We start from the raw sequence: 12,461 nt of genomic DNA, 5'->3' as shown, positions 1-12,461 counted from the left end.
CACGTGCGCTCGGCGGCGGTCGTGCTGCCCCGGGACTCGGCGTTCATCGACTCCAGCCGGGACGCGCTCACCGCGGAACCGGGCAAGCCGCACGCGTCAGTGTGAGGACGTCGATGAGCACCCGACCGATCCTGCAGAGCAGCTGCGCGCTGGCCACCACCGCCGAGGAGGCGGGCTACCGGATCGACGCCCCCGTCGAGGGCCGGCGGGGTACCCGCGTCGTCGCGCTCGACGACGACGCGGCCACCGCGGTCCGCAGGCTCGCCCGCGAGCGGTGGAACGCGGCGCGGTTCCTGACCCTGCGCACCGGCCCACCCCCGGCGCCCGACGGCACAGACGATGCCCTGCCCCTGCACCACACCGGCGGCGCGGCCACCGACCTCGCCGCCGAGCTGGCCGCGGCCGACGCCGTGGTCATGATCGCCTCGGCCCGGGCCGGGGACGCCGCCGCGCTGGCGGCCGGACGGATCGGGCGCGCCTGCGCCGGGCGCGGGGTGATGACCGCGGGGATCGTGCTCGGTGGGGCCGACGCCCGGGCGAGCGTGGCCGCGCTGCGCCCGCACGCCCGTGTCCTGCTGGCCGGCGCCGACGACCGCGACGCCGCCGATCTGCTGACCGCGATCCGTGCCTGAGAGGGGGAACCGATGAGCGAGACCGTGACCGTCCCGGCGCTGCAGGCGATGAAGCGCGACGACCGAAAGATCGTCGGCGTCGTCGCGTGGGACTACCAGATGGCCCGGATCGTCGACCGGGCCGGTGTCGACCTGGTGTCGGTCGGCGACACCGTCGGCATGAACCTGTGGGGCCGGCCGAACCCGCTGGAGATCACCATGGACGAGCTCCTGGTGGTCTGCCGGGCCGTCCGGCGCGGGGTGCGCCGGGCCCTGGTGTCCTGCGACTTCCCGTTCGGGCCGCTGCAGGAAGGCCCCCGCGAAGCGGTCAGCGCCGCGATCCGGCTGGTGAAGGAGGGCGGGGTGGACCTGGTGAAGCTCGACGGCGCCGCCGACCACCTCGACGCCGTGACCGCGGTGCACCGCGCCGGAATCCCGGTGTTCGCCCAGTTCGGGATCACCCCGCAGACCGCGCTGCGGCACGGGATCGCCTACGACACCACGCCGGGGGCGTCCAGCGAGGTGCCCGCGGACATGCGTGAGGAGATGGTCGCCGAGGCCAGGGCCCTGGAGGCGGCCGGGGCGGCGCTGCTCAACTTCACGAACTCGGGCCCGGTCGTCGGGCCGGCCGTGGTGGATGCGGTATCGATCCCGGTGCTCGGCGGTCACGGCGGCGGGCCGTGGCTGGACGGTCGCGTCCGGATGGTGAACGCGGCCATCGGCTACGCGGAGTCGCAGCTCGACGACCCGCGCAATACCTACGCCGACGTGGCCCGGATCAGCCTCGACGCGATCTCGGCCTACGCCGGCGACGTGCGCGCCGGGCGCCAGATCCGTGGCGGGCGGTGAGGACGTGCCCACCACCACGATCGACGGGCTGCGAACCCGCTACGAGGTCACCGGCGACGGGCCGGCCCTGCTGCTGTTCTCCCCCGGCGGGTTCGACGCGACCCTCGCGAACTGGTCGACGCACGGCGTCTACCGGGCCACCGGGCTCGTCGAGGCACTGGCTACCCGGTACACGGCCATCGCCTTCGACCGGCGCGAATCCGGGGACTCCGGCGGCCGGGTCGAGCGGGTCACATGGGCGCACTACGCGGCCCAGGGCGCCGGCCTGCTCGACCACCTCGGCATCGAGCGCGCGTTCGTGCTCGGCGGGTGCGTCGGCGCGTCGGTGGCGGCGACGTTCGGCGTCGCGTACCCGGAACGCACGGCGGGCATGGTCCTGTACTCCCCCGCGGGCGGTGCGCGGTACCGGATGACCCAGCACCGCCGGTTCGCCGAGCACGCCGCGTTCGTCGCGGCGCACGGGCTCGGTGCGGTGGTGGAGCGGGCCCGCGGGTCCGGCGCCGGCTTCGGCACGGATCCGGCCGTGGGCCCGTGGGCGCCGGTCCTGCGCCGCGACCAGGACTTCGCCACCGCCTACGCCGCGGGCGATCCCGGCCGGTACCGCACCGTGCTCGAGGGGATCGTCCGCACGATGTTCGACCGGGACAGCGTCCCCGGCCCGGAGCCGGAGGACCTGCTCACCCTCGACGTCCCGGCACTGGTCGTGCCGGGCCAGGACGCCTCGCACGCCCGCTCCGCCGCCTGGTTCCTGCACGAGTGCCTGCCCGGCTCCCAGCTCTGGGACGTCGGGGTGGCCGAGCAGACGGCGGACACCGCGCCCGCCCGCCTCCTGGACTTCCTGGACTCCCACCGCGCCTGAGCCGCGGGAGCGTCAGTCCCCGAGCAACGAGCCGCCCCGTTCCAGGACGGCGATCTGGGCCAGGCGCTCGTGGTGCCGGCCGCCGCGGAAACCGGTGTCGAGCCAGACCTCGAGGATCCGCTCCGCGGCGTCCGGCGCGATGACCTTGGCCCCCATCACCAGCACCGTCGCGTCGTTGTTGCCGCGGGCGATCCCGGCCAGGAACGTGTCGTGGCACAGCGCGGCCCGTATCCCGCGGATCTTGTTGCAGGCCATCTGCTCGCCGCTGCCGCTGCCACCGAGCACGACGCCGGTGTCGGCGGCGCCGGACAGCACCCGGCGGCAGAGGTCCTCACACAGCACCGGGTAGTCGACGACCCGCTCGTCGTGCACCCCGCGGTCGTCCACGTCGTGTCCGCGCGCGGCCAGCCAGTCCACCAGCCGGGCCTTCATCGGCACCGCGTTGTGGTCGGCGACGATCGCGATCCGCATCCCGCTCACCCGGCCAGGCCCGCGGTACCGGCGGCGAACAGCCCGTCGACGTCCGGCCGCTCGGCGAGGATGTGCTGGTCACGGGCCAGCTCGGCGAGCCGCTCCAACACGGCCCGATTGGGCTCGATCCCGTAGGGCAGCGGATCGGCCCCGGTCTCCCGCGCGACGACGGCGTTCAGCCGGTCGGTGGCGTCCGGGTCGGTCACCGCGCCCGCCGCCAGGTCGGCGACGTAGCGCCGCTTGGCCTCGGCGAACGCGGCGAACAGGTCCTCGGCCAGACCGGGGTGGTCGGCCAGCAGCTCGTCCCGCACGACGACGAGGTGGTTGACCGGGTGGAAACCGTCGCGGTGCAGCGCCGCCACCGCGGCGGCCTGCGGATCCGGTACGAGCGGGGCCACGCCGGGCCCGGTGAGCCCGGCACCGATCACCGCGGCCAGCTCGCCAGCCGCGAGCATCGCCCCGAGATCGGCGTCCGCACCCGCGGCGACCACGTTGGACGGTGCGCGGTACCGCTCGACGTGCTCGGCGTCCGAACACACCCAGGTGATCCCGTCGAGGTCGAGCCCGTACTCCCGGTCGAGCACCCCGCGGGCCCAGACGCCGGTGGTCACCGTGTAGCCACGATTCACCCCGACCCGCCGCCCGGCCAGGTCCTGCGGCCGGATCCCGGACCCGGCGGCGACCTGGATCGCGCCGTGGTGGAAACCGCGGACCAGGAAGACCGGCAGCGCGGTGAACGGGACGCCGTGTCCCCGGGCGACGAGGTAGGTGGTGACCGCCATCTCCGCGACGTCGAACTCCAGGTCGCGGACCATCCGGCGGAACCCCCTGGGCAGCGGCGACACCTCGACGAAGTCGAGGGTCGCGTGGGCCGGCGCAACGCTCCCGTCCTTCAACGCGGCGTTCGCGCCCTGGCTGCGGGTCAGTGTGGACAGGTGCAGCTCGGTCATCTCGTCCGCCTCTCCGTCGCGGACCGTCCCTGGTCGCCGCGACCGGCGCAGACTATCATTGGTCTAACACCAGACCATAAGACTGGAGGAGCGATATGGCGGACGATGTCCTGGCCGCGGTACGGGTGGCCCCCGGCCGCACGGAGCTGCAGCACTTCGCGCTGCCGCGGGTACCCGCCGACGGGGCGCTGCTGCGGGTGGAGGTCGCCGGAATCTGCGGCACCGACGTCAAGATGTACGCCAACCCGCCGTTCACCGACCCGGTGATCATGGGGCACGAGAACGTCGGCGTGATCGTCGACGCGGGACCCGACTTCGTTCGACGGCACGGGGTCTGTGACGGTGACCGGGTCTTCGTCGAGCACTACGTGGGCTGCTACCACTGCGAGTGGTGCCACGCCGGGGAGTACCGGCACTGCGAGAACACCGACTGGCGGACCAATCCCGACGCCCGGCGCTACGGCTACACCTCCGCGGCCAACGAGCACCAGCTGTGGGGCGGCTTCGCGCAGTACATGTTCCTGCCGTGGAACGCGGTGCTGCACCGCATCCCGGACGGCGTCTCTGCCCAGCTCGCCGGCATCGTCACCCCGCTGTCCAACGGCATCGAGTGGGCACTGAACGCCGGGGGCGTCGGCTACGACTCGACGGTGCTGATCCAGGGCCCCGGCCAGCAGGGCCTGTCCCAGGTCGTCGCCTGCGCGCAGGCCGGGGCCTCGACGATCATCGTCACCGGTACCACGCGGGACGCCGCCCGCCTGGAACTGGCCCGTGAGCTCGGCGCCGACCACGTCGTCGACGTCCGGACCGAGGACCCGCTCACCGCGGTGCGCGACCTGACCGGCGGGCGCGGCGTGGACGTCGTCCTGGACTGCACGGCGGGCGCCGGGACCGCACCGGTACTGCTCGGCGTGGACGCGCTCAAGCGGCGTGAGGGCGTCATGGTGGTCCAGGGCGAGGTGGCCGCGTTCCCCGACTTCCCGTTGAAGAAGGTCACCGAGAAGGCGATCACGATCCGCAGCGCCCGCGGCCACGGGTACCGGGCCTGCGAGCTCGCCGTCGCCCAGCTCGCGTCGGGCCGGTTCCCGCTCGAGCGCCTGGCGACCCACAGCTTCGGGCTCGACGAGACCGACCGGGCGATCCGGGCCGTCGGCGGCGAGCTCGACGAGGACGTGGTGCACGTGTCCCTGCTGCCCTGGGCCGGTGTCGCGTGAACGGCCCGGTGGTGGTGCGCAACCCGCCGCGACCCGACCCGGACGCGGTCGCCGCACTCGGCCGGTTCGGCGTGGCGACGGTGCACGAGGCGCAGGCCCGCACCGGCCTGCTCGCACCCCGGCTCCGCCCGATCTTCGCCGGCGCCCGGATCGCCGGGCCCGCGGTGACAGTCTCCGTCCCGCCGGGGGACAACTGGATGCTGCACGTCGCGATCGAGCAGTGCCGGGCCAGTGACGTGGTGGTCGTCGCCCCGACCACCCGTTCCGACGCCGGCTACTTCGGCGAGCTGCTCGCCACCTCGCTGCTCGCCCGCGGGGTGCGGGGCCTGGTCATCGACGCAGGCTGCCGAGACGTCCGCGAACTCACCGAGCTGGGTTTCCCGGTCTGGTCGCGCGCGGTGTCGGCGTTCGGCACGGTCAAGGAGACGCTCGGCAGCGTGAACGTCACCGTCTCCTGCGCCGAGCAGGTCGTGCACCCCGGTGACGTGATCGTCGCCGACGACGACGGCGTCGTCGTCGTGCCGCGCGCCGACGCGACCGCGGTGGCCACCGCGTCGGCCAACCGCGAGGAGCGGGAGGAAGGCATCCGGGCGCGTTATCGGGCGGGCGAGCTCGGACTCGACGTGTCCGGCATGCGTGAGCGCCTGGCCGCCGCCGGGCTGCGCTACGTCGACCGTCCGGGAGCGGATGCATGATCATCGACTGCCACGGCCACTTCACCATGGCGCCCCGGCCGCACCGGGAGTTCCGCCGGGCCCAGCTCGACCGGCTCGCCGATCCCCAGCTCCCCGAGCCGGGTGCCCCGGCCACGAGCGACGACGAGATCCGCGAGGCCGTCGAGAACAACCAACTCCGGGTGCTGCGCGAGCGCGGCGCCGACCTCATGCTGATCTCGCCGCAGGCCTCCGCGATGGACCACCACCTCCCGGACACCGCGCTGGCCCGCACCTGGGCCGGCGCCTGCAACGACCTCGTGCACCGGGTGAGCACGCTGTACCCGGGACACTTCGGGGCGGTCTGCCAACTCCCGCAGACCCCGGAGGGTCCGCTCGACGCGAGCATCGCCGAGCTGCGCCGCTGCGTCACCGAGCTCGGTTTCGTCGGGGCCAACCTGAACCCGGACCCGTCCGGCGGGGCCTGGACGGCACCGGCCCTGACCGACCCGTATTGGTTCGGGCTCTACGAGGCGTTGGTCGAGCTCGACGTCCCGGCGATGATCCACGTGTCGGGCTCGTGCCTGGCCCCGGTGCACACGCTCGGCGCGCACTACCTGCACGCCGACACCACGGTGTTCATGCAACTGCTGCTCGGTGACCTGTTCGAGCGTTTTCCCGGACTGCGGTTCGTGATCCCGCACGGCGGCGGCGCGGTGCCGTACCACTGGGGCCGGTTCGAGGGGCTGGCCGCCCGCCTGGGCCGGCCGCCGCTGCGCGAGCACCTGATGGACAACGTCTTCTTCGACAGCTGCGTCTACCACGCACGCGGGGTGAAACTGCTGCTCGACGTCGTCGGCCCGGACAACGTGCTGTTCGCCTCGGAGATGCTCGGCGCGGTGCGCGGGGCGGACCCGGAGAGCGGCATCGACTACGACGACACGCTGCAGTACGTCGAGGCCGCCGGCCTGTCCCCCGACGCCCGGTACGCCGTGCTGGAGGGGAACGCGCGCCGCGTCTACCCACGGCTCGCGGCACGGTTCGGCCCGCTGCCCGTCGCCTGATCCGGATGCCCGGGCCGGCCTGCCCGCAGGCCTGCCCGGGCCGCCGAGAACGCCACCAGACCGCCGGTGCCACCCCGCAACGGTCGGCGGTCAGTCCTTGCGCAGGCGCTCCGCGGTCCGGGCCAGGTGTGCTGTCATCACCGCGGTCGCCGCTGCCACGTCGCGCATCCGCACGGCCTCCACGAACTGCCGGTGCTCCGCGGTGCCGCGCACCCCCACCAGCGAGTCCTCCTCCTGCGCCCGCATCAGCGACCGCAGCATCGGCCCGTGGAACGTCCGCGCCAGCAGCTCGATCGCCGGGTTGTGCGTGGCCCGCGCGACCCGCACGTGGAACTCGGCGGACAGCGTCACCGAGTAGCCCTCGCCCGACTCCAGACTCCGCTCCGCCCGCTCACAGATCTCCTGCAGCTCCGCGACGTCGGTCTCGTCGGCCCGCCGGCACACCAGCGGGACGATCGAGATCTCGAACACCTGCCGTGCCTCGGTCACGTCGGACGGTTCCACCACCGAGAACCGCAGCAGGTCCGAGATCCCCTCACCGACCCGCTCGCTGGTCGGTGCGGTCACGAACGCGCCGCCGCGGGCGCCCACCTTGATCGTTACCAGCCCGGTGGCCTCCAGCATCTTCAAGGCCTCGCGCACCGTCACCCGACTCGCGCCGAACCGCTCGCCCAGCTCCCGCTCCGATGGAAGCCGGTCCCCCGCCACCAGCTGTCCCTCCGAGATCAGCAGCCGGATCTGTTCGACGATCAGGTTCGACACCCGGCCGGCACGAACCTTGCCGAACATCTCGGACTGCTCCCGGGGCTTGCCGGAGACGGTCGAACCGTCGGACTGTGACGCCATGGACTAATAGTATGTCGGTCGAGCCGACGCCGTGGGAGCGCCGGGGCGTGTTCATCGATGACGAGGTGATCCGGACCTCGAACGACCACACTACGCGTGTGACGCGTCGCGGACCCCGGCCGACCTCACAACGTCCGGCCGAGCCGCCCGGCCTCCCGGCGCAGCACCGGGCCGAACTCGCGACGCATCCGCTCCGCGGAGACCCGGGCGCTGGACGCGCTGACGCTCATCGCGGCGACGACCCGGCCGGCCCCGTCGGACACCGGGACCGCGATGGCCCGCATGCCCAGCTCCAACTCCTCGTCGCTGATCGCGAGCCCCTCCTGCCTGGCCTCGCGGACCACCGCGAGCAACGCACCGGGGTCGGTGAGCGTGTGCGGGGTCCGGCACTCGCGCTCGGCGGCACCGAGCACCTCCAGGACCCGGTCGTCGTCGAGCGCACCGAGCAACACCCGCCCGGTCGCCGAGCAGTGCACCGGGAGACGAGCCCCCACCCGCACCCCGGTCTTGACGATGCGCGACGCCTCGGCCCGGGCCACGAACACCGACCACCCGTCCTCCCACACCGCCAGCGACACCGACTCGCCGAGCTCGTCGCGGGCGTCGGTGAGCCGTTGCTGGGCGAGCCCGGGCAACGTCGACGTGTCGAGATAGGTGCTGCCCAGTCGCAGCATCCGAGGGGTCGGCCGGAAGTACCGGCCGTCGTGCTCCACGTAGCCGAGCTCGACCAGGGTGAGCAGGCACCGGCGCGCGGTCGCCCGGGCGACGCCGATGCCCTCCGCGGCCGAGGCGACCGACAACCGCGAGGACGTGCTGCCGAACAGCTCGATGACGGCCAGCCCCTTCGCCAGCCCGGCCATCCCCTCCGGGGAACGGGAGCGGCCGGGTGCCCCTCCGCCGTCGTCGGTCACGCGGGCTCCACCAGGCCGGAAGGGGACTGCATCTGTTCGTTATACGAACCGAGTTCGTGAACTGTCAAGCCGAGCCCTTGACCAGGCTCCTCGTCGCGGGCTTCCATGCGTTCGTAAGGCGAACTGCTGTTCGTTAATCGAACGGATGGAGAATCATGGACCGACTCGACGGCCCCAGCGCGGAACCGGTGGCGGACCGGATCTGGCCGACGTCGCTCACGCAAGTCCCGTACTGGGCGTTCCAGGACGAGGAAATCCTGCGTGCCGAGCTCGGCCGCCTCTTCCACGGGCCGTACTGGAGCTACCTGTGCCTGGAGGCCGAGCTGGCCGAGCCGGGCGACTTCTGCGCCACCTTCATCGGTGAGCAACCGGTGCTGGTCACCCGGGACACCGACGGGCAGCTCTACGCCTTCGAGAACCGGTGCGCGCACCGCGGGGCTTTGATCGCGATGGCCGAGCACGGCAACGCGAAGGACTTCACCTGCGTCTACCACGCCTGGACCTACAACCTGCAGGGCGACCTGACCGCGGTCGCGTTCGAGGACGGGATCGGCAGTGCCGGCGGAATGCCGGCGGAGTTCTGCCGGGAGCGGCACGGGCCGCGCAAGCTGCGCACCGCGGTGCTGAACGGCCTGGTGTTCGGCAGCCTCTCCAACGAGGTACCGCCGCTGGAGGAGTATCTCGGCCAGGAGATCGTGGACCGGATCGACCGCCTGCTCGGCGGGCGCACTCCTGTGGTGCTGGGCCGGTTCACCCAGGAGCTGCCCAACAACTGGAAGCTCTACGTGGAGAACGTCAAGGACTCGTACCACGCCAGCATCCTGCACTTGTTCTTCACCACGTTCGGGATCAACAAGCTCTCCCAGCGCGGCGGCATCATCGTCAGCGAGGACGGCGCGCACCACGTGAGCTACTCGGCGATCGACCGCTCCGCCGTCACCTCCGTCGAGGCCACCGACTCCGACTACCGGGACCAGAACATCCGTTCCGACAGCGAGTACCGGCTGCGCGATCCGAGCATGCTCGACGGATTCTCCGAGGTCGGCGACGACACCACCCTGCAGATCCTGTCGGTGTTCCCGGGTTTCGTGCTGCAGCAGATCCAGAACTCCGTCGCCGTCCGGCAGATCCTGCCCATCGGGGTGGACCGGACCCGGCTGAACTGGACCTACCTCGGGTTCACCGACGACACCGAGGAGCAGCGGTTGGTCCGACTCAAGCAGTCCAATCTGGTCGGTCCGGCCGGTTACGTGTCGATGGAGGACGGCTGCATCGGCGGCTTCGTGCAGCGCGGCATCGCCGGAGCCGGGGACGAGTTCGCGACCCTGCAGATGGGCGGCTCCGAGGCCGTGTCCAGCAGCAGCCGGGTCACCGAGGCGTCGGTGCGCGGCTTCTGGAAGGCCTATCGCGCCGGCATGGGATTCACGCTGGAGGACGCATGACAGCGACCGACCCGTCGACCGACCCGTCGACCGACCCGTCGACCGACGCGGACCCGGTGCTGATCTCGTGGGTGCACGGGATCGTGCTCGCCGCGCAGGGGCACTACGTGCGCTGCATCGACGACGACCGGCTCGAGGACTGGCCCGGGTTCTTCACCGAGGACTGCCACTATCGGATCACCACCGCGGACAACCACCGGCGTGGCCTGCCTGCCGGGATCGTGTGGGCCGACACCCGAGGCATGCTCGCCGACCGGGTGTCCGCGCTGCGCGAGGCCAACATCTACGAGCGGCACAGCTACCGGCACCTGCTCGGGGCCCCGGCCGTGCTGTCCGCCGAGCCGGCCCGCGACGGCGCGCTGCAGGTGCGCAGCGAGACGTCGTTCCTGGTCGTACGGATCACCGGGGACGGGCCGACGGACCTGTTCGCCAGCGGCCGCTACCTGGACCTCTACCAGATCCGCGAGGAGCACGCCCTGCTGCGTGAGCGGGTCGTGGTCTGCGACAGCTCACGAATCGACACGCTGCTGGCGGTCCCGCTGTGACCGGCCCCGTGTCCCGCACGCTGCTGTGCACCGGGGACCCGAACGGCATCGGCCCGGAAGTGGCGGTCATGGCGGCCCGGCGCACCGGCTGCGCACCGATCCTGGTCTCCGACCGCGCCGTGGTCGAGTCGGCGGTGCGAGTCACCGGCGGGGCCGAGGTCGTCCGGGACCACCATCCGGGCCTCCCGCCCGAGCCCGGCACGCTGGACCTGATCGACGTCGGCGCGCTGCCCGCCGGCGCGCACCGGCCCGGGACGGTGGACGCCGCCGCCGGCCGGGCGACCCTGGCCTACGCCCGGACGGCGATCCGGGCCGCGGCCGCCGGTGCGTACCCCGCCGTGGTCGCGGCCCCGCACTCGGAGACCGCGATTCACGCCGCCGGGGTGTCGTTCACCGGCTACCCGTCGTTGCTCGCAGAAGTCACCGGGAGCCCGGCCGACCGGGTGTTCCTGCTGTTGGTCGGCGGCGGGCTGCGGATCGTACACGCGACGCTGCATCGCCGGCTGGCCGACGCGGTCACCGATCTGGATGCCGACCGGGTCGTCGCGGCCGGCCGCGCCTTGCATCAGGCCCTCGACCGGCTCGGCGTGCCCGGCCGCACGGCGGTGTTCGGGATCAACCCGCACGCCGGCGAGGGCGGGCTGTTCGGCGATGACGACGAGCGGGTCACGGCCCCGGCCGTGGCCCGGCTGCGCGAGGAGGGACATCCGGTGGACGGACCGACTGGTGCGGACACACTGCTGGCGGCGAACGAGCACGCCGGCTATGTCGCCGCCTACCACGACCAGGGACACGTCCCGGTCAAGCTGCTCGCCGGGCGAACGTCGGTGGCGCTCTCGATCGGCGCGGGTGTGCCGTTCTGCAGCGTCGGGCACGGCAGCGCGTTCGACCTGGCCGGCAGCGGCCGGGCCGACCCCGAGGCTACGGTCCGCGCGCTGCGCACCCTCGCCGACCGGAAGCAGGTGGCCACCGCATGACCGCCACCCACCCGATCACCGTCACCGGCACCGACATCGGCTTCGACTGCGCCCCCGACCAGACCGTCCTCGATGCCGCCGAGGCCGCGGGCTGGACGATCCCGTACTCCTGCCGGCGCGGGGTCTGCCGCAGCTGCCTCGGCGTCGTCACCGCCGGAACCGTGCGGGACCGGCGCGGCGGACGCTGCGGGCCGGGCGACGACGCCCTGTTCTGCCAGACCGTGCCGGAGGGACCGGTCGACATCCGGCCGCACCGGATCACCCGCTCCGGTCTGCCGCGCCGGCGCACGCTGACCGCCCGCGTGTACCGGGTACGGCGGCCCGCGCCGCGCGTGGTCGTCCTGGAACTGCGCTTCCCGATCGGACGCCGGATCCCGTTCCGACCCGGGCAGCACCTCGAGGTGCGATTGCCCGGAGGGGGCTCGCGGCCGTACTCGATGGCCAACTCCCCCCGGGACAACGACACCGCCGAACTGCACGTACGGATCGAGCCGGGCGGCCTGTTCTCCGACCGGACGGCCCGGCACCTGCGCCCGGGCGACCGGCTCACCGTCGAGTCCCCGTTCGGCGACACGACGGTCGAGCCGGGCGAGGAGCCGCTGGTGCTGCTCGCCACCGGGACCGGGTTCGCCCCGGTCCGCTCGGTGCTGCTCGACCAGATCACCCGGAGGGCCGCCCGGCCCACGACTCTGTACTGGGGCGGCCGCGACGAGTCGGACCTCTACCTGCTCGACACCGTGCTGCGCTGGTCGCGGGCACTGCCCTGGCTGGACGTCCAGCCGGTGCTGTCCCGCCCGGGCCGCACCTGGCGCGGCGCGACCGGACACGTCCAGGATGTCGCCGCCGCCCGCCATCCCGACCTGTCCGGGCACACCGTCTACGCCTGTGGCAACCCGGCCATGACCCGGGACGCCCGCGAGGTGCTGACCGGCGCGGCCAGGCTGGCTGGCGAGCGCTTCCTGGCCGACGCCTTCGTCCCGGTGGACGCACCGGTCCTCCCGGCCCCGCCCGGGCCGGTCCCGGCCGGCTGACCGCCCGCCGGGACCCCCCCACCACACCTGCGACGCCG

General features: G+C 73.1%; 14 protein-coding genes. 10 read left to right on the top strand and 4 right to left on the bottom strand.

All coding sequences use genetic code 11. The features are described 5' to 3' along the window. The first annotated feature begins 113 nt into the window (after nt 1–113). From ABZ881_RS25000 to ABZ881_RS24990, 3 genes are read left to right on the top strand one after another with little or no spacing between them, the layout of a single operon-like run. Nucleotides 114–632 carry a hypothetical protein gene (locus ABZ881_RS25000; RefSeq protein WP_358488025.1) on the top strand — a complete coding sequence of 173 codons (519 nt, stop codon included), beginning with the start codon at nt 114–116 and terminating at the stop codon, nt 630–632. A 12-nt stretch (nt 633–644) separates the two neighbouring features. Next, nucleotides 645–1,460 (top strand): 3-methyl-2-oxobutanoate hydroxymethyltransferase, encoded by an 816-nt coding sequence (locus ABZ881_RS24995; RefSeq protein WP_358488023.1) that lies wholly within the window; start codon nt 645–647, stop codon nt 1,458–1,460. A 4-nt stretch (nt 1,461–1,464) separates the two neighbouring features. Beyond that, on the top strand, nt 1,465–2,319 hold the full coding sequence (locus ABZ881_RS24990; protein ID WP_358488022.1) for an alpha/beta hydrolase: 855 nt from the start codon (nt 1,465–1,467) through the stop codon (nt 2,317–2,319). Between the two features lie 12 nt (nt 2,320–2,331). On the opposite strand, the gene ABZ881_RS24985 is transcribed toward ABZ881_RS24990, so the two are convergent. Then, nucleotides 2,332–2,790, bottom strand: coding sequence for an RpiB/LacA/LacB family sugar-phosphate isomerase (locus ABZ881_RS24985; RefSeq protein ID WP_358488021.1), 459 nt, complete (start codon nt 2,788–2,790; stop codon nt 2,332–2,334). A gap of 5 nt (nt 2,791–2,795) precedes the next feature. Next, complete coding sequence (locus ABZ881_RS24980) at nt 2,796–3,740, bottom strand: hypothetical protein (protein ID WP_358488020.1); 945 nt, start codon at nt 3,738–3,740, stop codon at nt 2,796–2,798. Between the two features lie 95 nt (nt 3,741–3,835). Here ABZ881_RS24980 and ABZ881_RS24975 point away from each other — a divergent pair, with 95 nt between their 5' ends. The 3 genes from ABZ881_RS24975 to ABZ881_RS24965 are packed head-to-tail and all read left to right on the top strand — an operon-like array spanning nt 3,836 to nt 6,671. Further along, nucleotides 3,836–4,954 carry a zinc-binding dehydrogenase gene (locus ABZ881_RS24975; RefSeq protein ID WP_358488018.1) on the top strand — a complete coding sequence of 373 codons (1,119 nt, stop codon included), beginning with the start codon at nt 3,836–3,838 and terminating at the stop codon, nt 4,952–4,954. After that, nucleotides 4,951–5,649: a 4-carboxy-4-hydroxy-2-oxoadipate aldolase/oxaloacetate decarboxylase gene (locus tag ABZ881_RS24970; RefSeq protein WP_358488017.1), complete on the top strand. Its 699-nt coding sequence runs from the start codon at nt 4,951–4,953 to the stop codon at nt 5,647–5,649. The genes ABZ881_RS24975 and ABZ881_RS24970 overlap by 4 nt, the downstream gene beginning before the upstream one ends. Then, nucleotides 5,646–6,671, top strand: a complete 1,026-nt coding sequence (locus tag ABZ881_RS24965) for an amidohydrolase family protein (protein WP_358488016.1) — start codon at nt 5,646–5,648, stop codon at nt 6,669–6,671. The genes ABZ881_RS24970 and ABZ881_RS24965 overlap by 4 nt, the downstream gene beginning before the upstream one ends. A 90-nt stretch (nt 6,672–6,761) precedes the next feature. Here ABZ881_RS24965 and ABZ881_RS24960 read toward each other — a convergent pair whose 3' ends face one another. After that, nucleotides 6,762–7,517: a FadR/GntR family transcriptional regulator gene (locus ABZ881_RS24960; protein ID WP_358488014.1), complete on the bottom strand. Its 756-nt coding sequence runs from the start codon at nt 7,515–7,517 to the stop codon at nt 6,762–6,764. A 125-nt stretch (nt 7,518–7,642) separates the two neighbouring features. Next, the gene (locus ABZ881_RS24955) at nt 7,643–8,428 is read right to left on the bottom strand and encodes an IclR family transcriptional regulator C-terminal domain-containing protein (protein WP_358488013.1); all 786 of its coding nucleotides are present in this window, start codon (nt 8,426–8,428) and stop codon (nt 7,643–7,645) included. 155 nt (nt 8,429–8,583) lie between these two features. Here ABZ881_RS24955 and ABZ881_RS24950 point away from each other — a divergent pair, with 155 nt between their 5' ends. From ABZ881_RS24950 to ABZ881_RS24935, 4 genes are read left to right on the top strand one after another with little or no spacing between them, the layout of a single operon-like run. Further along, entirely contained in the window at nt 8,584–9,870 is a 1,287-nt protein-coding gene (locus tag ABZ881_RS24950; protein WP_358488012.1) for an aromatic ring-hydroxylating dioxygenase subunit alpha, read from the top strand. Then, entirely contained in the window at nt 9,867–10,415 is a 549-nt protein-coding gene (locus ABZ881_RS24945; RefSeq protein ID WP_358488010.1) for an aromatic-ring-hydroxylating dioxygenase subunit beta, read from the top strand. The genes ABZ881_RS24950 and ABZ881_RS24945 overlap by 4 nt, the downstream gene beginning before the upstream one ends. After that, nucleotides 10,412–11,392 (top strand): 4-hydroxythreonine-4-phosphate dehydrogenase PdxA, encoded by a 981-nt coding sequence (locus ABZ881_RS24940; protein ID WP_358488009.1) that lies wholly within the window; start codon nt 10,412–10,414, stop codon nt 11,390–11,392. The genes ABZ881_RS24945 and ABZ881_RS24940 overlap by 4 nt, the downstream gene beginning before the upstream one ends. Beyond that, a complete protein-coding gene (locus ABZ881_RS24935; RefSeq protein WP_358488007.1) occupies nt 11,389–12,423 on the top strand; it encodes a 2Fe-2S iron-sulfur cluster-binding protein in 1,035 nt (344 codons plus the stop codon). Before ABZ881_RS24940 ends, ABZ881_RS24935 begins: the two co-directional genes overlap by 4 nt. Nucleotides 12,424–12,461 lie beyond the last annotated feature (38 nt).

The organism is Pseudonocardia sp. NPDC046786 (assembly GCF_040645415.1).
GTDB lineage: Bacteria > Actinomycetota > Actinomycetes > Mycobacteriales > Pseudonocardiaceae > Pseudonocardia > Pseudonocardia kongjuensis.
Note: the sequence above shows the minus strand (reverse complement) of the source record. Positions and strands in the feature narration are given on the sequence as shown.